This window comes from Pseudoselenomonas ruminis, from assembly GCF_008271295.1.
GTDB classification, from domain to species: Bacteria; Bacillota; Negativicutes; order Selenomonadales; family Selenomonadaceae; genus Selenomonas_A; species Selenomonas_A ruminis.
The window spans coordinates 207,897-227,789 of record NZ_VTOY01000001.1 but is presented as its reverse complement, the minus strand read 5'-3'; the positions used below and the strand labels follow the sequence as shown (position 1 = coordinate 227,789).

16 protein-coding genes are annotated in these 19,893 nt (G+C 50.8%); 7 read left to right on the top strand and 9 right to left on the bottom strand.

Annotated elements, in window-relative coordinates; all coding sequences use genetic code 11:
* Window positions 1-184 precede the first annotated feature (184 nt).
* Window positions 185-1,414, bottom strand: coding sequence for an aspartate kinase (locus FZ040_RS00955; protein ID WP_149170279.1), 1,230 nt, complete (start codon window positions 1,412-1,414; stop codon window positions 185-187).
* A 333-nt stretch (window positions 1,415-1,747) separates the two neighbouring features.
* Between FZ040_RS00955 and uraA the strand changes: the two genes are divergently transcribed.
* From uraA to fba, 3 genes are all read left to right on the top strand, one after another.
* Window positions 1,748-3,004 carry a uracil permease gene (uraA, locus tag FZ040_RS00950; protein WP_255448688.1) on the top strand — a complete coding sequence of 419 codons (1,257 nt, stop codon included), beginning with the start codon at window positions 1,748-1,750 and terminating at the stop codon, window positions 3,002-3,004.
* Window positions 3,005-3,010: 6 nt separating this feature from the next.
* Window positions 3,011-3,889 (top strand): RluA family pseudouridine synthase, encoded by an 879-nt coding sequence (locus FZ040_RS00945; RefSeq protein WP_149170277.1) that lies wholly within the window; start codon window positions 3,011-3,013, stop codon window positions 3,887-3,889.
* 151 nt (window positions 3,890-4,040) lie between these two features.
* On the top strand, window positions 4,041-5,036 hold the full coding sequence (fba, locus tag FZ040_RS00940; protein WP_033171077.1) for a class II fructose-1,6-bisphosphate aldolase: 996 nt from the start codon (window positions 4,041-4,043) through the stop codon (window positions 5,034-5,036).
* A gap of 368 nt (window positions 5,037-5,404) precedes the next feature.
* Here the strand turns inward: fba and FZ040_RS00935 are convergent, their stop codons facing one another.
* From FZ040_RS00935 to FZ040_RS00900, 8 genes are all read right to left on the bottom strand, one after another.
* Window positions 5,405-6,853 (bottom strand): family 43 glycosylhydrolase, encoded by a 1,449-nt coding sequence (locus FZ040_RS00935; protein ID WP_149170276.1) that lies wholly within the window; start codon window positions 6,851-6,853, stop codon window positions 5,405-5,407.
* 29 nt (window positions 6,854-6,882) lie between these two features.
* Complete coding sequence (locus tag FZ040_RS00930; RefSeq protein ID WP_149170275.1) at window positions 6,883-8,232, bottom strand: hypothetical protein; 1,350 nt, start codon at window positions 8,230-8,232, stop codon at window positions 6,883-6,885.
* Window positions 8,233-8,310: 78 nt separating this feature from the next.
* Complete coding sequence (locus FZ040_RS00925; RefSeq protein WP_149170274.1) at window positions 8,311-9,585, bottom strand: oligosaccharide MFS transporter; 1,275 nt, start codon at window positions 9,583-9,585, stop codon at window positions 8,311-8,313.
* Window positions 9,586-9,614: 29 nt separating this feature from the next.
* Complete coding sequence (locus tag FZ040_RS00920; protein WP_149170273.1) at window positions 9,615-10,994, bottom strand: glycoside hydrolase family 32 protein; 1,380 nt, start codon at window positions 10,992-10,994, stop codon at window positions 9,615-9,617.
* Window positions 10,995-11,172: 178 nt separating this feature from the next.
* On the bottom strand, window positions 11,173-12,147 hold the full coding sequence (locus FZ040_RS00915) for a LacI family DNA-binding transcriptional regulator (protein ID WP_149170272.1): 975 nt from the start codon (window positions 12,145-12,147) through the stop codon (window positions 11,173-11,175).
* 39 nt (window positions 12,148-12,186) lie between these two features.
* Window positions 12,187-13,161: a LacI family DNA-binding transcriptional regulator gene (locus tag FZ040_RS00910; protein ID WP_149170271.1), complete on the bottom strand. Its 975-nt coding sequence runs from the start codon at window positions 13,159-13,161 to the stop codon at window positions 12,187-12,189.
* 69 nt (window positions 13,162-13,230) lie between these two features.
* Window positions 13,231-14,376 carry a glycerate kinase family protein gene (locus tag FZ040_RS00905; protein WP_149170270.1) on the bottom strand — a complete coding sequence of 382 codons (1,146 nt, stop codon included), beginning with the start codon at window positions 14,374-14,376 and terminating at the stop codon, window positions 13,231-13,233.
* A gap of 67 nt (window positions 14,377-14,443) precedes the next feature.
* Window positions 14,444-14,728, bottom strand: a complete 285-nt coding sequence (locus FZ040_RS00900) for a LysM peptidoglycan-binding domain-containing protein (RefSeq protein WP_149170269.1) — start codon at window positions 14,726-14,728, stop codon at window positions 14,444-14,446.
* A 396-nt stretch (window positions 14,729-15,124) separates the two neighbouring features.
* On the opposite strand from FZ040_RS00900, the gene cooS reads away from it, so the two are divergent.
* Genes cooS through FZ040_RS00880 form a run of 4 tightly spaced genes read left to right on the top strand, consistent with a single transcriptional unit; the run spans window position 15,125 to window position 19,723 of the window.
* The gene (gene cooS / locus FZ040_RS00895) at window positions 15,125-17,185 is read left to right on the top strand and encodes an anaerobic carbon-monoxide dehydrogenase catalytic subunit (protein WP_149170268.1); all 2,061 of its coding nucleotides are present in this window, start codon (window positions 15,125-15,127) and stop codon (window positions 17,183-17,185) included.
* Between the two features lie 27 nt (window positions 17,186-17,212).
* Window positions 17,213-18,163 (top strand): ABC transporter substrate-binding protein, encoded by a 951-nt coding sequence (locus FZ040_RS00890; RefSeq protein WP_149170267.1) that lies wholly within the window; start codon window positions 17,213-17,215, stop codon window positions 18,161-18,163.
* A 25-nt stretch (window positions 18,164-18,188) separates the two neighbouring features.
* Complete coding sequence (locus tag FZ040_RS00885; RefSeq protein WP_149170266.1) at window positions 18,189-18,953, top strand: ABC transporter permease; 765 nt, start codon at window positions 18,189-18,191, stop codon at window positions 18,951-18,953.
* Window positions 18,950-19,723: an ABC transporter ATP-binding protein gene (locus FZ040_RS00880; protein WP_149170265.1), complete on the top strand. Its 774-nt coding sequence runs from the start codon at window positions 18,950-18,952 to the stop codon at window positions 19,721-19,723. The genes FZ040_RS00885 and FZ040_RS00880 overlap by 4 nt, the downstream gene beginning before the upstream one ends.
* Window positions 19,724-19,893: the final 170 nt, after the last annotated feature.

Sequence of the window (19,893 nt, the reverse complement as noted above, 5' to 3'; positions counted from 1 at the left end):
AATATAATAACTGTTCTTACCTGTCCTGTCTACCGATACAGGTGTATGTATACAATATTTTTACATTATACACGGTTGACCGGTCAATTTGACTTGTCAAGCTGACTGGTCAATTTGACTTGTCAAAAGGAGGCGGCAAAAAAGCATGTGGTTATCTCCCACATGCTTTTTCGTTTCCCTTGCCTTATTTATTCGGGAAAAACTCATCGTGAATAGCATTGACTGCCTCTTTGAGCTGGGAGCCCTTAACGAGACAGGAAATGCTGATTTCCGACGTGCTGATGATGTCGATGTTGATACCAACTTTGGACAGAGCGCCAAACATGCGCGAAGCCGTGCCCGGGTTGCCGAGCATGCCGGCACCGACGATGGAAACCTTGGCTACATCTTCTTCGATGAGAACTGCTACGGCATTGAGCTTATCGGCAACGCCATCGACAACCTTCTTGGCCTGAGCCAGGTCGCTGGCAGCCACCGTGAATACCATATCGGTAACGTTTTTCTCGATATTGCGGATTGACTGGACAATCATGTCGACATCGATGTTGGCATCGGCCAGAGCCGAGAAGATTTCATGGGCAATGCCCGGCGTATTCGGGATACCAAGTACCGCAATCTTCGCAACCTTCTCGTCGTGGGCAACGCCACGGATAACAAAATCTTTATCTTCCATCGTATAATCCTCCCTAATGATTGTGCCAGGCGTAGTCGTAAAAGTCGAACGTACATGAATTGGAATATGGAAATACTCACCCATCTCAACGGAACGCGGCTGCATGACGCCAGCACCCAAGCGGGCCATCTCGAGCATTTCGTGATAGGTGATTTCCTTCATCTTGCGGGCCCCTTTGACAATGCGCGGGTCAGCCGAATAGACACCATCGACATCGGTGTAGATTTCGCAGGTATCAGCCTTCAAGGCACCAGCCAGTGCAACAGCCGAGGTATCGGAACCGCCGCGTCCCAGCGTTACTGGATTGCCGAATTCATCGGCGCCCTGGAAGCCAGCTACGACAACGATATTGCCCTTGTCGAGTTCCTGATGGACACGCTCCGGCGTAATGTCCACAATACGCCCCTTGGTGTGTACCGAGTTCGTCTTCATGCCAGCCATCGGACCGGTCAGCGAAACAGCTGGATGCCCGAGCGTCTGGAACGCCATCGACAGCAGTGCAATCGACTGCTGTTCGCCCGTCGTCAGCAACATGTCCATTTCACGCGTGTACTGGTACGGATTTTTGTTGATGCCCTCAGCCAAGGCAATGAGGTCATCCGTCGTATCGCCCATGGCCGATACAACCATGACAATCTTGTCACCGGGCTGTTTCTCGCCCAAGACTCTCTTGGCAACATTCAGGATTTTTTCCGTGGTAGCCACAGAACTGCCACCGAATTTCTTTACAATAAGCGCCATGATTCTCCCCCTAAACATAACCAATCAGCATTCCGGCGGGAATACCTGCGGTTTTGGTTTATAAATCTTTTTAATCGAATCATATTATACAAGAAAAAAAATCATATGTCTACCAAAAATCGCGATTTTATGTAAAATTGTTCGTTCGCGATAAACACAATCGCGTTTTTATGTTACATATTTGCCGATATTTCTGTATTTTTATCTTCAAAATGCTAAAACCAGCCAGTGCAGGCGCCGCTCAAACTTTCGCCAAAAAGTGGACACGCGTCCTATAATATGATAAATTGTTTTAGGCATAATTATATAGTAGTTTTTGAAGGAGTGTTACACTTGCACAATCGTCCCATTGGCGTCAGTGAAAAACTGCCGCTGCTTGAAACCATTCCCCTTTCCCTCCAGCATCTTTTCGCCATGTTTGGCTCTACCGTGCTGGTCCCGATTCTCTTTAAGGTGAATCCGGCCACGGTGCTGCTGTTTAACGGCATCGGCACGATTCTATATCTGCTGCTCTGCAAAGGCCGCATCCCGGCCTATCTCGGTTCGAGCTTTGCGTTCCTCTCGCCGGTGTTCCTGGTACTCGGCCAGTACAGCTATGAAGCTGCCCTTGGCGGTTTTATCGCCGTCGGTATCGTCTTCTGCCTTGTCGGCCTGATTGTCCGTACCGTTGGCACCAAATGGATTGATATCATCTTCCCGCCTGCCGCAATGGGCTCCATCGTCGCCGTCATCGGCCTTGAGCTCATGCCGACGGCTGCTTCGATGGCCGGCCTCACGGGCGATAAACCGGCTGACGGTACGACGATTTTCGTCTCGCTCGCCACGCTTGCCATCACGGTATTTGCCTCGGTAGCCTTCCGCGGCTTCCTCGCCATCATCCCGATTCTCCTGGGCGTTGTCGGCGGCTACATCCTCGCTGCCTTCTGCGGTCTTGTAGACTGGAGTCTCGTCGAAAAAGCCCCCTGGTTTGCCCTGCCGACGTTCTACACGCCGGTCTTCAACTTCGATGCCATCTGCATCATCCTGCCAGCGGCACTTGTCGTCATCGCCGAGCATGTCGGCCATCTGATTGTCACGGGCAATATCGTTGGTGCAGACCTCACTAAAGACCCGGGACTTGACCGGTCAATTTTCGGCAACGGTATTTCGACCATTATTTCCGGTTTCTTTGGCTCCACACCGAACACGACCTATGGCGAAAACATCGGCGTCCTGGCTATTTCCAAAGTATTTTCCACCTGGGTCATCGGCGGTGCGGCTGTCTTTGCCATCGCCCTTTCGTGCCTCGGCAAGCTCGCCGCCATTATCCAGAGCATTCCGACGCCGGTAATGGGCGGTGTTTCGATGCTGCTGTTCGGCGTCATTGCCGCATCGGGTATCCGCGTACTGGCCGAGAGCAAAATCGACTACAACAAACCAATCAACCTGATGCTCACGGCCATCGTACTCGGCCTCGGTGTCTCCACCGCCAGCATCACGATTGGTACGGTTACGCTTAAAGGCATGAGCCTGGCAACCGTCGTTGCCATCATCCTCTCGGTAGCCTTCCGCCTCATCGCCATGCTGCGCCACGAGAATTTCAATGACTAAGGAATCATGACAAAACTTATCGTGAACTTGCCAAAAGCCCTGGAAACTATGCCTGCCAGGGCTTTTCTCACGCAAACACAAGGCATATCCAATACGATTTGGAAACGAATCAAACATTCGGGGACCTTCAAGGTCAACGGGAAGCTCGTAAACGCCGCCCGCACGGAGCTTCGCGAGGGCGATGTCGTAACCTACGATATCGTGCGCCCGAGCAACATCACACCCGAAGACCTCCCCCTTGACATCCGCTATGAAGATGAATGGCTGATGATTGTCAATAAACCGGCCGGCCAGCTCGTCCATCCAACGACCCAGGAGCCCAGCGGAACACTTGGCAATGCCGTTTTGTATCATTATATGAAGCAAAACGAATCCCATGCCTTCCATCCCGTTCACCGCCTCGACCGCGAAACCAGCGGCCTCGTGCTGATTGCCAAACAGCCGCAAATCCAGTTCAAGCTGTCGCCCAAAGGCGTCAAGACGTTTCACCGCGAATACCTGGCCCTCATCCCTGGCGAGCTCACGCCGCCAGCGGGAACCGTCGATGCGCCGATTGCCCGCGCCCTGCCGAGCATCATCCTGCGCAAAGTCGCCCCTGAGGGCAAAGAAGCCCGGACACACTACGACACCGTAAAGACCAATCACGATCTTTCCCTTGTCCATCTGGTCCTTGAGACAGGGCGCACGCATCAAATCCGCGTCCACATGGCTCACCTTGGCCATCCGCTGATTGGCGATGACCTCTACGGCGGCACCTGCGAACTCATTTCGCGGCAGGCCCTTCACGCCTTCCGTCTTAGCTTTACGCATCCGATGACCGGCGAAAAACTCGTCATCACCGCGCCACTGCCATCGGATATGGACCGGATTGTGTCGGTTTTATGACCAGAACCTAATACCTTACTATTGCTTTGTATCAGTTTTAAGGAATTTTCAAAAATTTGCTGTTGGAGTATACACCATAACTCTTTTCTATGATATAATGTGTCTAGTTCAAGTTCATTCCATGAACAAATTACTTAGGGGGTAATGAAAAATGCCATTAGTCGGTACTAAAGAAATGTTCAAGAAAGCTTACGAAGGCGGTTACGCTATCGGTGCTTTCAACGTCAACAACATGGAGATTGTACAGGGTATCACGGAAGCAGCTGCTGAGCTGAACTCCCCGGTTATCCTGCAGGCATCTGCTGGTGCTCGCAAATATGCAAAGGGCCCGTATCTCCGTCACCTCGTTGAGGCTGCTCTGGAAGTCAACGACATTCCGGTTGCTCTGCACCTCGACCACGGCGCTGATTTCGAGACTTGCAAAGCTTGCATCGATGACGGTTTCACGTCCGTTATGTTCGATGGTTCTCACTATGACTTCAAAGAGAACATCAAACGCACGCAGGAAGTTGTTGCATACGCTCATGAGCATGGCGTTTGCGTTGAGGCTGAGCTCGGCAAACTTGCTGGTATCGAGGATGATGTAAAGGTTGCTGCTCACGAGGCAGCTTACACGCAGCCGGAAGAGGTTGAGGAATTCGTCAAAGAGACTGGCGTTGACTCCCTCGCAATCGCTATTGGTACGTCCCATGGCGCATTCAAATTCAAACCGGAGCAGTGCACGCGCAATGCTGATGGCGTTCTCGTACCGCCTGAGCTCCGTTTCGACATCCTGGCTGAAATCGAGAAGAAGATTCCTGAGTTCCCGATCGTTCTCCATGGTGCTTCTTCCGTTATTCCGAAATACGTCAAAATCATCAACGACAACGGCGGCAAACTCGACGATGCTGTTGGTATTCCTGAGGATCAGCTCCGCAAGGCTGCTAAATCCGCAGTTTGCAAAATCAACATCGACTCCGACCTGCGCCTCGCTCTTACGGCTGGTATCCGTGAGCACTTCATGGCTCATCCGGAGCACTTCGACCCGCGTCAGTATGTTGCTGATGGCCGTTCCTACATCAAAGAGCTCGTTGAGCACAAGATCAAAGAGGTTCTCGGTTCCGACGGCCGTGCACCGGAAATCCTTGAGCTCATCAACGCAAAATAATTTGCTCTTGATGGCAGCTTAATAGGCAAAAAGACCTGCGCATAATCTTATGGATTATGTGCAGGTCTTTTTTATGTAACAAAAGGCCCAGAATGCGAAAACATCCTGGGCCTTGGAATAAGGTCTTATTTGCTTTTGGGGGAATTATTTGTTTGATTACAGAACTATGTTGAGGGAATACCTTATGGTTTTTGGGGATGCACCACGAGGATAACAAATAATGTCTAACAAACTTAACCTTCATCCTTTAGGAATCGGCATGAATCATATCAAACCGGTTCGATATGTTTATATTAACACGAACCAGTCAACTTGTCCAGTGACTTAATCCATGAAAATATACGTTAAAACTTGTGGCTCTCTAAATCTTACAGTACCACTTCACCATCACAGGAAAAAACACCCCACTGATGTTCCGGCATAGCATACATACGCGTGCTAAGTGCCATCTCATTGTTGATATAGAGCACAGCTACCGTCCCATCAACCAATAACGTAAAGTCACAACGTTCGCCTGCCTGTAATTTCACAGGCACTGCCAGTTCTGGTTTGACTTTTTTGATGCGGGCAGTATCGGTATTGTAAAAAGCTACCTGCTGCTTTGACGGGTCAAAAACTAAATTGAGCGAACCGGTTTGATTCGGACCAACATTAAACATCAGCCCAAACATCCCCTGCTCTTTTGACGGTGTGAAATGTCCAGTGATTTTGCGAACCCCTTCAATTTTCGGCATTACAATATCCGCATAGCCATTTCCAGTAAAACGGTATGCTTCATCCTCCGCAGTCACCGCTCCGCTTTGCGTTATCGGCACCAGCTTCTCCTCCTGCTGTATGCGCTCTGTAACCTTATCTATGGGCACCGGATAGAGTGTTCCATCATTCCGCTGTTTGAGCTGATGCGCAACGAGATTCCCTGCCCAGTCGGTTGACTTTTTATCCTGTCTATCGGCCTTAGTTGGAGTCCAACCTACTAAATAAAGATTTTCTTTGTCCTGCGCTAATTTGCCAGCATAGAATCCACTAGCATCGAAATAATCCTGCTCTGGCTTTACGAAAGGACCTTTCGAATCCTTGGCCAGGCGATAATGAACGACACGGGAAGGCCACTGGTCAGAAAACGTCAGATACCAGTAATCGCCATATTTAACCATCGTCGGGCATTCCATATTGGCATCGCTGCCCATATCGTTTTCTAAAAGGATGCCGTTATCTTCCCAATGCTTCAAGTCTTTCGATGTATAGCAAGCAATTACGCCACACGCCTTTTTGCTGCGAGTTGTAATGAGCATCCAGTATTCCTCATAGTCGGCGTTATAAAAGACATGGGGGTCACGGAACGTATCGTCATAGATATAAGGCTTATGTCCATGGAAACTGTCCTCCGGCAGCTTCTGCCAGCTTACGAGGTCACGGCTGACCGCATGCATGATATTTTCTTTTGGCATGCTGCGCCAATTAAAACCTGTATAAAACGCATGATAAAGCCCCTCTTTATCCTTCACAACGGAACCAGTCCCCAAGGCGGAATCCTTGCCAAATTCATTGTTAATGTCATAAGGAATAACCATACTTTCCTGCTGATAGTCGGTAAAATCCTTTGTTGTCAGCAGGCTCCAGGGATGGAATCCTACCTCGCCGTCACGCATATCCTCCAAATAAAAGATGCGGAATTTATCTCCGTCATAAAATGGCATCGTATCGCCTACCCAGCTATAACCGGTATCGGGAAAGATCGATTGATAGGCCAATGCGGGGGAATTCATGAAACAAAGACTCGAAGCCGTAAGCATCGCTGCCAAGATTTGTTTTTTCATAACCTGCCATCCTTTCATCCTAACCCTACTTAGAAATATACTTCCCACTGAGCGCGGAAGAAACTGTAGTCATCCCGCTTGCCCGTGAGCCTGCCCTGACCTGCATCAAAGAGTCCAAGCTTGCCAAACGTGTAGTTTACCAGTAGCTTCGTATTTCGTACTGGGACAAAATCTGCGCCAATGCGGATGCCGCTAAACTCACCAGCACGATGCTCCCAAGGTTTACCCGGATTGGCTGCATCCTGTTGTCTCAGTTCCTCTTTGTAATCGCCACAGGTCGAATCGATGATGTCATCGTTAAACCAGTTGGTCAGCCCTGTGTGCCCGCGTTGTAAATATTTTTTGATGGAAATATCAAACGAACCAGGAATGTCGGCTCGTGCCTCCTTATATTGCAACTGTAAGAAGTGTGACTTATTTAAAGTTTCTGAATCCGATTTCGCCAAGGCCGCCCAAAACTTCAAATCGCGATTGAGTTTCGTATCAACTCCCAGTGAGAAGGTCTTGCGCCGCAAATTGTCATTTCGCCGCGTCATGCGTCCGTAATGCGTGCTGATATTCGTATTTTTTACTACGGGAATCTCCCCGATTAGTGAGAGCACACGGACATTGCCGCTGCCACCTTCATTCCAAACGTCCAGCTTATTTTCCGTATCGCCGTAAAACACCCGGCTATAGGTATTACCAGAATTAAGCGTAACGTTTGCCTTGCGTCCCCAGCGTGTTGGCACCTCATAATTTGCCTGCCAGCCATCAACTTTTTCATCAAACGTAAACTTATACGGCGATTGCAGATAATATCGCCCCAGTTTAACCTTAACCTCACCAATTCGGCCTTCCGTGTAGAGCTGCAAGACAGGGCGCGAATATTTTTTGCCCCCTGGTGCATCAAAACCTCCATCCGCTTCATAAGCACCATGATTGCTTGAAAGACTGTTTTCAAACTCATGCTCACTATGCAATGACCAACGCTCATTGATGCGATGATTAACAAACAGATTGAGCCAGACTGATTTACGATTGGTTCCCTGAAAATCTTCGAAGTGCTGCTTATCCCAGCGGAAACGACCATACCCATGAATATCCACCCGAGGCTCATTGGTCTTCTTCTCGACCTTGGTCATGCGTTTTTCCAAACTTCCCAATTGCGCATTAAGCCGTTTCTGCAATTCCTGTGCCTGATACAGCTGCTGCTCCAGTTCGTCGTGCATGTTTTGCAGGGACTCCTGGGATATGGGTCCCGCACCAGCGCCAGCCGATTCGGCCTTACTTTGCTCAAGCACCACCTTTGCAACAGCTTCCGGCTGTGCTCCCGCGACCCCATAACTTCCCAACGCTAACGCCGGCACCAGACCATAAGCCAGTAGATTCTTCTTCATATATCTTCCTCCTCTCACCAATGGCAACAAAAAAGCGTCCCTGCTGTCAGGCTGCAGGGACGCTCGTCAAACAATCTATCAAGCTTCCAGCGGCTGACCGGCCACATCGGTATCGTCTTTTTTCAGAATAAAAAATGCATACAAAGTAGCGGAAAGAACAATTCCCGCAATGAGCAGGAAGGTGTGCTGATACCCGATAGTGTCGCGCAGACTACCGAGCGGCACGGAAAAGATAATGCCTCCCACGGATGCTGCAATCTGGAAGCCAACCATATAAAGCGTAGCAGATACACGCGTGTCAAAATGAAGCGTGAAATAACGGAAAATAGCCAAAACAAAGAGCGCTGTTTCCGGAGCATGCAAAAGTTTGATGAGGCCAATCCCCAGCGGCGTCGAAGCCAGACCACAGCCGCCAATACGGCAAACCATGATAAGGCAGCCTAAAAGCAGTGCACGGCGTACGCCTATTTTTCGCATCAAAATAGGCACCAGGCCCATCATTACAAATTCCAGGAATACCTGTACCGAATTTAAAATACCATAAGCCTGCTGACCGTCCTCTGGCGTCGGAAAAAAGCGCGTAAAGAATTCTGGAAACATCTGCTGATCAAACACGGTGTAAAAAGTCCAGCTGAGAATGATAAAAATGATGATTCTCCAAAGGTCACCAATCCCCAAAACACTGATAATTTCCCTAAATGACGGAGACTTTGTCGCCTTATTGCGTTCCTCACAATTCTCATAACGCTGAATATTTTCTTCCCTTTTTTCTGGTTTCAAAAGCACGAGAATAGCCAGTAACACGGCCGATACGGCCGAACCAGTCCAAAAAACCAGATACGGGTTAATCGTAAAGAGAAAACCGGCTGCTAGTGCCGACATGGCATAGCCAAAAGACCCCCAGGCTCTGGCCTGACCGTACTCAAAACTGTACCGGCGGCTGAGTCTTTCGGTTACGGCTTCAAATACAGGGCAGGCTGCCAGATAAGCCACGGACAGATACACAGCTCCCACCATGGCTCCCACATAGAAATTTGCTGCCAACATTGGCACATATACCCAGGTAAAAAACGGTGCCAAAAGTACCTGACATCCCACCATGACCATGAGCAAATATTTTTTGAGCCCCAACTTATCCTGAATGGAGCCATAGACAAACATCAGCACCAAAGCCACCGCCGAACCAAACGTGTAGATAGTCCCGACCTGAGCTCCCGTAAAGCCCTGTTTCGTCGTCAGCCAAATTTGGAAAAAGGACCACCAAATGCCCCAGCCCGCAAAGAACAACAGGATTTCGAGCGAACCTGCCCGATAAAATGGATTCCGTAATGCTTTCATCAAAAAGTTTTGCATGATTGTCGTTCCCCCTTAAGTCCCCTTAATCAATAAAGATTGGATTCACTTTCCAACCGCCATGCTCTCACCTGATTTGCTGCCGATACCAATAACCGGCACATGACATCATCCTGCCAATAAATGCGCTCCGTAAAAGTCAGTTCGCCATTATCGGCAAATATTTCAACAGAGCTCCTGTCAACAAACAATTGTAAGGTAAGCGGTCCATCTGAACGCCGCCGCGCAGCCCGCTTTCCATCTTCAGTATTGCGGTTCAAAACCAGCCGTCCGCCAGACTCCAAACTAAGCTGCAAATTTCTCGTGCCATCGGTGAGCAGCAACAAAGCACCTTCCGCTTTATCGGCAAAAGTAAGTTCCAATTCTGCTGTCCGCCCCAGCTTATAATCACGCTGCGCATCCATCTGCCCTGCCAGCAGAACCTCCTGTCTTAGCCCTTTGAGTTCTGTCACTGGCTGCTGAATAAGGTATCCATCCTTAACCGATAATTGACGTGGCAATGTCAAAGCCCCCGCCCAGCCATCTTCAATCTCCGGCATTGGCGAATCCCAAGCATTCATCCAGGCAGTCATCACCCGTCGTCCATCCGGCGTAAGCATAGTCTGCGTTGCATAGAAGTCATGACCATGGTCAATTTCAACAAAGCCATGATGTTCGAGCTTATTGTCTTTAACCTTTCCCAATAAATACCCTGTCTGGTTCAGATTGCGGAAACGATCACCATCAGCTTCCAATCCCTGTGGAGACATCAACAGGATGTCCACGCCGTCTAAATGGAAGAAATCCGGGCATTCCCACATATAGCCTTCATTTTCCTTTGAAACGGCTTTACTAAGTTCTGTTACCTCCTGCCAATGTAATAGGTCCGGCGAACTATAAATCAACGCCCGTCCCAAACCATCTTTTGATTGGCTCCCCAGTATCATATAAAACGTATCGCCTTCCTGCCAGACTTTTGGATCACGAAAATGTTTGGTGTTATCAGCGGGCGTCCTGAGTACTGGATTAGCACCATATTTAGTGAAGTGAATGCCATCCTCACTCCAGGCCACGCGCTGGTCCTGATAGAAATCTTCCGGGTCAACCGCATTCGGCGTATGATGTCCCGTGTAGATAAGCCAGAGTTTATCATCATAAACTACGGCACTGCCTGAAAAGCAGCCATTTTCGTTTTCATCGGGGGCAAGCGCTGTCGGCAAAGTCTCCCAATGCACCATGTCACGGCTGCGGGCATGCCCCCAATGCATTGGCCCCCATTCTGCAGCATACGGATAATACTGATAGAAAATATGATACCAGCCTTTAAAGAATGAAAAACCATTTGGGTCATTCATCCAACCACCTGGCGTCATTAAATGATAGCCCAATCGGTATCGCTGATTTGTGATTGCTATCGGCGTTTTCATCATCAATTACTCCTTCGTTTCATCCTGATTTATATTTTATTCTTTTGAACCGGTTCATTGAACCGGTTCAAAATGTATTTTAGACTTATTTTCATCGATTGTCAATGGTTTTGTAATAATTATTTTTATTTATATATTCTGATATTTCTGTTGGCATTCTAAAAAAAAAGAAACCTGTTCGTCAACAAGTTTCTCCTGCCAACAGCGTTGGCGGCAATGTCCATGGCGAAGCATCCGGCTTGCCATTTATGAGTCCCACTATTTTTTTTGCTGCCAATTCTGCCAACTCCTCAATCGGCTGGCGAACGGCGGTCAACTTATAGATACCGCTCTGGGTAATGTCCGTGCCATCATAAGCTACTAATTTCAACTGCTCCGGTATCTTTATTCCCTTCCGCACCGCTACCTGCAAACAACTGGCCACCGATACATCCGAGCCCAGTATCCCATCCACATCACGATATTCGTCAAAGATTTTCTCTGCCAACTGTAACGAATCCTTAAATCCAAAACTATTCCAAGGAAGTGTCACCAACTCCGTACGCACGCCGCTCGCCTGCATAACTTTCTGGAATGCCTGATGGTATTCACCTGCCGGTGTCTTAACCATCTGCGAACCGGCAATTTGCACAATATGACGACACTCGTGCTGCAAAAAGGCTTTAGCTGCCAGCTGCCCTCCCAACACATGGTCAGCATGCACAATGGGAATCTCCGGGCTTAGATATCGGTCAAACGCGATAATCGGCTGTTTCAGTCCTTGATAGAGAGCCGTATCTAAAGAATGTGCCCCCATGATGATGCCATCCATATTCTGCCGCTGGAGCATATCGATAAAGACATTCTCGGCATTCTCCTTTTGACGCGTACAGCAAAGCATTGTTTTGTAGCCGAGATGATACAAGGATTCTTCGAGTGCCTCCACCAATTCGGCAAAAAAAGGATGCGATACCGTCGGTACGATAATCCCAACAGTCATCGTGCGCTTTAATGACAAATTGCGCGCCATCTCACTTGGTACATATTGCAGCTTTTCCACCGCATCCTGCACCTTTTTCCGTATCTGCGGAGAACCGTAATCGGCATGATTGAGCACCATGGATACCGTTCCTACGGACACACCGGCCTCCCGTGCTACATCCCGAATTTTGGCCATATATGCCCCTCCTATCTTTCCTCCATTTACTTTATTGCACTAACAAGTTGTTCCTCGTAAAAGCTGCGGTTTTATCATCCAGGGTCCATCGATCTCTTTGCCCTCAATACGTTCGATGACCTTCTGCACTGCCAGCTTTGCCAAATCTCGAACCGGCTGACGAATCGCGGTTATCGGCTCCAATCCCATCTGTGTGACAAGCGTGCCGTCATAAGCCACCATGCGAATGTCCTGTGGAGCCCTCAGACCTTTCGACTTAGCCACTTGCAAACAGGCCGATACCGAAAGGTCTGACCCTAATATCGCATCCACATCGGGATACACGGTAAACAGACGATTTGCAACAGTAAGAAAGCTCTGATAGGACACCTCGTTCCAAGGACGCTCAATCGTATCTACTTTAATGCCGTGCGCCTGTAATAACTCCGCGCATACACGATGATAGGCATTTGCCGGTGACTTTACCGCATGATGCCCAATTATTTCCACCAAATGATGACATTTATGTTGTAAAAAAGCCTCAGCTGCTAACCTTCCCCCATATTCATGGTCACAATGAATAATCGGAATGTCATTATTTATAAAGCGGTCAAAAGCCACAATCGGCTGCTTGATATTGTCATAAAGCGAAACATCCAGCGAATGCGCCCCCATGATAATGCCATCCATCGTCCGCCGCTTTAGCATATCGACAAAATTTCGTTCAGTCTCTCCATTATCATGAGTACAGCATAGCACCATCTTATAATGCTGCTCGTAAAGCGCCGCCTCTAAAGCCTCGATAACTTCTCCGAAAAAAGGATGCGCTGCTGAAGGCATTACAACCCCGATGGTATTTGTGCGGCTAAGCGATAAATTGCGCGCCACCTCACTCGGAATATAATTGAGTTCAGCCATAGCGGCCTCAACTTTTTTCCGTGTTGCCACCGATACATATCCTTTTTTATTCAGCACTAGTGACACCGTACTCGGCGCTACCCCCGCCGCCTTTGCTACATCCTTTATCCTAACCATGTCAACCCTCACTCTATATTCTTGACATGCTTAGTATATCATAATTTGACCAGTCAAATGTCATTTTTGTTATTTGAGTAACTGCATAACCTGTGTTACCGTCTGTTTTAGGTTCAATCGGGTCGTTTTTTCTTCCATCGCCTCTTCGGCTGTCATCGGCATGTGCAGGATGGGAAAGTAGGCATCGATGCCATGCCGGTTGACCTGCTCCGCATCAGGGAGAGCACAGCCACAGACCGCTACGGTCTTTATCTTATCATTGAGTTTATGTGCTAGTTGCGCTACACCTGCCGGCCCCTTGCCCATCGCGGTCTGCCGATCCAGGCGGCCCTCGCCGGTAAGCAAAAGGTCGGCTTTTTCAAGCGCCTGGCGGATGCCAATTGTCTCAAGGCAGAGCTCGGTTCCCGGCGTAAGCTCTCCGCCTAAAAACGTCCGAAAGGCAAAGCCTAAGCCACCAGCAGCTCCAGCGCCTGGCACCGTTGCACCTAAAGTCCTAAGCTCTTTTTCGGCCAAATCCGCAAAGTGATGGATAGCCTCATCCATGACTTTGACAATCTCGGGCGTAGCTCCCTTTTGCGGGCCAAATACCGCCGAGCAACCCTGACTGCCATAGAGCGGATTTTTCACATCACAGGCAATGCGGAACCGGCATTCTTTGAGCCTTGCCTCGACCCCGCTCCCATCGATAGCTGCTACCTCCGCCAGATTCCCGCCACAAATGCCAGCTGGTGAGCCATCTGCCTTGAGGAATTTCCAGCCCAACGCGGTAAGCATCCCCAGGCCACAGTCATTGGTAGCACTGCCGCCAATGCCGATGATAAAATCCCGGCAGCCATCATCGAGCGCCTGCAAAATCAGCTCTCCGAGCCCATAGGTCGTCGTGTGCAGCGGGTTGCGCTTTTCTACGGGCACCAGCGGCAAGCCCGCGGCATCTGCCATTTCGATGATTGCGAGCTTGTCATCCGGCACGCATCCATAGCGGCTGTTTACCGGGGTGTTTAACGGTCCGGTAACAACCACGGGCACAATCGTCCCCTGCAGGCCATCTGCCAGCGCATCGACAGTCCCCTCGCCCCCGTCAGCCAGCGGAAATACGTCTACCTCAGCCTCAGGGAAAACCGCCTGCACTGCCTCACGGGCTGTCCTGCCCGCCTCCCACGAAGATAAACTCCCCTTGAAAGAATCAATCGCCACCACAATATAATTAAGCTTCATAGCAAACTCCTTCTCAAACATAGCGAAAGGCTGTGCAACTGCACAGCCTTTTTATTATATTATGAACTTATTTCTTAATCCAATAGTTAATGCGGAGTTCATCGCCAGCTTTGATGTCGCGGTTCAGGAGCCAATCGTTGAGCTCTTTGATGCCTGCGGTAAACTCGCGGATCTCGCGCGGGCCGTAGTTGTTCTTGGCCATATATTCCTTGGCAACACTGTCGAGCGTATCTCCCTGCGCTACTGTGTATACCGTCTCTACTAATTCGTAATTTTTTGCAGCTGCCTCACAATCCATGCCGGTAAAACCGACGAACACGACAGCCATCAACATGACCAACGCCTTCTTCATTTTGGGTTCCTCCTGTAAAACGAATGAATAAAATTAGTGCAAATGAACTGGATTTCTTTGTGAACATCCTTGATTTGTGACTTGATTATATTCCTTTTTTACCCCCTTGGCAATAGTTTTTTCATAAAAAATCCAGATTTTTTACATGTTTTTTCCAGATATGCTTCAGCCCGCATAAACACAAGGATTATCACACTTTTTTGTCATAGTATTGGGCATTATGTTCCCCTTAAAAATTGCTTAAAAAGCAATTCCGATATTTTTTATATGTTTTTGCTGTTGACAGATTTACAAGTTTACAGTATCATAAACACATCTTCTTTTATTCATACTTTTTTTATATGTTTACTTTTGCTATCAAAAGTCAAATGTCAAATGTCAAAAGGAGCGGTCAATATGTCAACAAGTCATCATCACCCACACAATCATTCGCACAATCATCCGCACGATTACGATACCGTTCATGAACATGCCGACTGGCATACGCACGACCATGATGCGCAGCATCCGCATGTGCATGGCGGCGTCAATGACTATATGAAAGCCGTCGCCGAGTACCGCAAGACGTTTGCCTCCAAGCAGGATGTCCTGGAGCAGACGCCAGATCCGGCCGTGCGCGAGATGATGCTGCGCATGGAGCAGCTTGGCCATGATACGGTGTTTGACCGCTTTGACCAGCAGAAGCCGCAATGTTCGTTCGGGCTTGGCGGTGTCTGTTGCAAGATCTGCAACATGGGTCCCTGCAAGATTACGCCGAAGAGCCCGCGCGGCGTTTGCGGCGCCGATGCCGACCTCATCGTCGCCCGCAATCTTTTGCGCAGTGCCGCCGCTGGTGTCGCCCAGCATGGTGCCCATGCGCGTGAAATTCTCTTGTCACTCAAATTCATTGCCGAAGGCAAACTCAACCTGCCTTTGCTTGGCGAAAAGAAAATGCGCGCGGTCTGCAAGGCCTTTGGCATCGAAACGCGCGGCCAAAGCGCACGGCGCCTTGCCGGCAAACTTGCCGACGTCCTGCTCGCTGACTTGTCACGCGCCTTGCCTGATGATTATGAAACCATCAAGGCGCTGGCGCCCGCCGAGCGGCAGAAAGTCTGGCAGGACCTCGACATCCTGCCCATCAGCGCCTATAACGAAGTCTTTGATGCCTATCATCGCACGGGCGTCGGCACCGATGGCGATTGGCAGAGCATCATGAAACAGTTCCTGCGCTGCGGCCTGGCGTTTTGCTTTACGGGGGTCGTCGCCTCCAACATCGGCACCGATGCCATGTTTGGCACGGGCCACCGCGCCACTTCAAAGGTCAATATCGGCGCGCTAAAAAAGGGCTATGTCAATATCGCCGTCCACGGCCATCTGCCGACGCTCGTCAGTGAAATCGTGCGCATCGGCCACACGAAGGAATTTTTAGGCCTCGCCAAAAAGAACGGCGCCAAAGGCATTCAGTTCTACGGCATCTGCTGCTCGTGTCTTGCGGCTATGTACCGCTACGAAGGCGTCATCCCGCTCTCCAATGCCGTCGGCGCTGAGCTCGTGCTCGGCACAGGCGCACTTGACCTCTGGGTTGCCGACGTGCAGGACGTCTTCCCCTCCATCATGGATGTTGCCAAGTGCTTTAAGACAACCGTCGTCACGACAAGTGATTCGGCCCGCCTGCCGGGTGCCGAGCACTATGCCTACGACCATCATCATGCCAATATCGGCGACACCGAAAAGCTCGCGCGCAAGATTGTCACGCGCGCCATTGAAAGCTTTGCCGCCCGCCGTGATATCCCCGTATTCATTCCGGCCTACGAAGTCACGGCCGATGTCGGTTTCACGGCTGAAAACATCGCCGAACAATTCCCGGGCTATCATGCGCTTGCCCGCGCCCTCGAGACGGGGACAATCCGCGGCATTGTCAACATGGTCGGCTGCAGCAATCCCCGCGTCGTCTACGAAAAGGCCACCGTCGATGTGGCCGAAGAACTGCTGAAGAACAACATCCTGATTTTCACGAATGGCTGCGCCTCGTTCCCGCTCTTAAAGCTCGGGTTCTGCAGCAAGGCTGGCGCGGCCAAAGCCGGCAAGTCCCTGCAGGAATTTCTGACCGCTCACGACCTGCCGCCTGTCTGGCACATGGGCGAGTGCATCGACAACACGCGCGCCTCGACGGTATTTGGCGGTATTGCCGCCGCAAGCGGGGAGGCTATCAAGGACATGCCCTACGCCTTTGCGAGTCCCGAGTGGTCAAATGAGAAAGGCCTTGATGCCTCGCTGGCCTTCCGCCTCTTTGGCATCGACTCCTATCACTGCGTAGAGCCACCGGTTCAAGGCTCTGCCAACGTGGAGCGATTCTTAAAGCACGATACGAAAGCCACCTTGGGCGCCGTCATGAACGTCAACACCGACCCAAAGAAACTTGCCGCGCAGATTGTCGCCGATATCGAAGCCCAGCGCCAGAAACTCGGCTGGAACTAAACGGCCGCCAGAAAAGGAGAACTGCCTATGAAACGAATCTTTGCTATCCTTACCATCCTGCTCACACTGTTTACGGCTGCCGGCTGCGGCCAGTCGCCAGATACGCCACGCGCCGAAAAGAATGGCGTAAAAACCATCCGCATCGCCTATCTGCCGATCACGCATGCTCTGCCCTTATTTGCGGCCAAGGAACTGCAAACGGCAGACGGCCCGGTAAAAATCGAACTCATAAAATACGGCTCCTGGCCTGAGCTCATGGATGCCTTAAACACCGGCAAAGTCGACGGCGCCTCGGTGCTGGCTGAGCTTGCCGTAAAGGCCAAAGAGCAAGGCATCGACGTAAAGGCCGCCGCCCTTGGCCATCGCGACGGCAATGCCATAATCGTCGGTAACGACATCGAAAAGCCCGCGGACCTAAAAGGCAAGGTCTTTGCCATCCCGCACAAGCAGTCCTCGCATAAACTGCTGCTTGACCAGCTGCTCGCCCAAAACGGCCTTAGCGAAAATGACCTGACCGTCGTCGAGATGTCGCCGCCCGAGATGCCCGCAGCGCTTGCGACTAAGCAAATTGCCGGCTACTGCGTAGCTGAGCCCTTCGGCGCCAAATCCGTCACCTTGAAAAACGGTCATGAACTCATCCCCGCGCAGGAACTCTGGCCCGACAGTATCTGCTGCCTGCTCGTCTTCAATGGCGAATTCTTGGCGGCCAACCGCGATTTGACCCGTGATTTTGTCCAGCAGTACAAGCAGGCGGGCATCTACCTTACCGAGCATCCCGAGGCGCAAAAGACGATTGCGCTCAAATACCTGAAGGCCAAGGACAAAGTCCTTGACCTCTCGCTCCAATGGATTTCCTACGACAATCTTTCCATCCCGCAAGAATCCTATGACGAGCTAATCACGCGCATGCAAAAGAGCCATCTCTTAACCAAGGCGCCAAGCTACGAGGATTTTGTCGATTCCAGTTTGTACGAATAACGATTTTCCGAAAGGCTGTGACTCTATGAAAACTACAATTCATCTCGGCGGAGCGCTGCTCCTGGTACTTTTAAGCTGGCAGGCCATCGCCTGGCTTGGCGGCTGGAACGAAGCCCTTTTTCCCACGCCCTCGCAGACCGTATACGGATTTGCCGAAATCATCGCCGACGGCGTCCTGCTAAAGGATATCGGCACGAGTCTCTACCGCTTTTTGCTCGGCTATACGAGCTCCGTCCTGCTCGCCATGGCGCTCGGGCTCGTGCTCGGCTGGTATCATAACATCTGGGCCTTCCTCAATCCGATTGCCCAGGTACTGCGCCCGATATCGCCGGTCGCCTGGCTGCCGTTTATCGTGCTCGTCTTTGGCATCGGCGATATGCCATCGCTGGTCATCATCTTCCTCGCGGCCTTTTTCCCCGTGCTGCTCTCAACCGTTGCCGCCGTCCGCGGTATCGAGCCTGTTTACCTGAAAGTCGCCCAGAACTTTGGCATCGGCCAGCCGCAGCTCCTGACGAAAATCATCTTTCCGGCCATCTTCCCGCGCATTGCCACGGGCCTGCATCTGGCCCTTGGCACCGCCTGGGTCTTCCTCGTCGCTGGCGAAATGGTCGGCACGCAGTCTGGCCTTGGCTTTCTGATTATCGACGCCCGCAACAACCTGCGCGCTGACCTTTTGATGACGGCCATCATCACGATTGGCGTGCTGGGCCTTTTGCTCGACAGCAGCATCACTTTGCTTGAAAAACGCATTTACCGCCGTTGGGGCATCCCGGAAAGGAGTAACGCATGAGCTATATCGACATCCAAGACGTATCGCGGAACTATCAGAAAAAGGACCAGTCCTTCCGCGCGCTCGACCATGTAAATCTAAAGATTGACCGCGGCGAGTTCATCTGCCTACTCGGCCCCTCCGGCTGCGGCAAGAGCACGCTGTTAAACATCCTGGCGGGCTTTGACAAGGTTTCGGCGGGCACTATCACCATTGGTGGCGCCCCCGTCGAGAAGCCAACGGTTAAAAACGTCACGATTTTCCAGAACTACGGCCTGCTTCCCTGGCGCACGGTCGAAAAGAACGTGGAGCTAGGCCTTGAGAGCCTTTCCATCCCCGCGGAGAAACGCCAGCAAATCGCCCATAAATACCTCGATCTCGTCGGCCTCAAAGATTTTGCCCAAAGCCATCCGGCCGAACTCTCCGGCGGCATGCAGCAGCGCGTAGCCATCGCCCGTGCCCTGGCCGTTGACCCCGAAATCATCTTTATGGACGAGCCGTTTGCGGCGCTTGACGCCCTGACGCGCATGAACCTGCAGGATGAAATCTCGGCCATCAACCGCAGCCAGCATAAAACCATCATCTTCGTGACGCACGATATCGACGAAGCCGTGGTGCTGGCCGACCGCATCGTCATCATGACGCCGAATCCCGGCCGCATCAAGACCATTATCCCCGTAGACCTCCACGGGCCGCGCGACCGCACAAGCCCCGACTTTTTGCGCATCCGCGACCACGTATTTGCCGAGTTCTCGCTAAAGCCCGAGGACAAAACCGAATACTATATCTGATTTTTTTCGAGGCATAGCACCGGCGGCGAGGGACACAGTACCAACGCTTCGCCGGTGACAACCCGCTACAAGAAATTTTTGCCTTTTAATTAAGAGTTGGAAAACAGTTAAACGCGCTTCGCTTGAACGAAACTGCTTTTCCAATGAGAACGCCGGCAAAAATTTCTTGC

Bases quoted from the DNA above. Each gene is read 5' to 3' on its own strand.
- FZ040_RS00935 (WP_149170276.1), bottom strand. From the start codon at position 6,853: ATGAAAAAACAAATCTTGGCAGCGATGCTTACGGCTTCGAGTCTTTGT.
- FZ040_RS00930 (WP_149170275.1), bottom strand. From the start codon at position 8,232: ATGAAGAAGAATCTACTGGCTTATGGTCTGGTGCCGGCGTTAGCGTTG.
- FZ040_RS00900 (WP_149170269.1), bottom strand. From the start codon at position 14,728: ATGAAGAAGGCGTTGGTCATGTTGATGGCTGTCGTGTTCGTCGGTTTT.
- fba (WP_033171077.1), top strand. From the start codon at position 4,041: ATGCCATTAGTCGGTACTAAAGAAATGTTCAAGAAAGCTTACGAAGGC.
- FZ040_RS00945 (WP_149170277.1), top strand. From the start codon at position 3,011: ATGACAAAACTTATCGTGAACTTGCCAAAAGCCCTGGAAACTATGCCT.
- FZ040_RS00915 (WP_149170272.1), bottom strand. From the start codon at position 12,147: ATGGCCAAAATTCGGGATGTAGCACGGGAGGCCGGTGTGTCCGTAGGA.
- FZ040_RS00890 (WP_149170267.1), top strand. From the start codon at position 17,213: ATGAAACGAATCTTTGCTATCCTTACCATCCTGCTCACACTGTTTACG.
- FZ040_RS00955 (WP_149170279.1), bottom strand. From the start codon at position 1,414: ATGGCGCTTATTGTAAAGAAATTCGGTGGCAGTTCTGTGGCTACCACG.
- FZ040_RS00905 (WP_149170270.1), bottom strand. From the start codon at position 14,376: ATGAAGCTTAATTATATTGTGGTGGCGATTGATTCTTTCAAGGGGAGT.
- FZ040_RS00925 (WP_149170274.1), bottom strand. From the start codon at position 9,585: ATGCAAAACTTTTTGATGAAAGCATTACGGAATCCATTTTATCGGGCA.
- FZ040_RS00920 (WP_149170273.1), bottom strand. From the start codon at position 10,994: ATGATGAAAACGCCGATAGCAATCACAAATCAGCGATACCGATTGGGC.
- FZ040_RS00910 (WP_149170271.1), bottom strand. From the start codon at position 13,161: ATGGTTAGGATAAAGGATGTAGCAAAGGCGGCGGGGGTAGCGCCGAGT.
- FZ040_RS00885 (WP_149170266.1), top strand. From the start codon at position 18,189: ATGAAAACTACAATTCATCTCGGCGGAGCGCTGCTCCTGGTACTTTTA.
- FZ040_RS00880 (WP_149170265.1), top strand. From the start codon at position 18,950: ATGAGCTATATCGACATCCAAGACGTATCGCGGAACTATCAGAAAAAG.
- cooS (WP_149170268.1), top strand. From the start codon at position 15,125: ATGTCAACAAGTCATCATCACCCACACAATCATTCGCACAATCATCCG.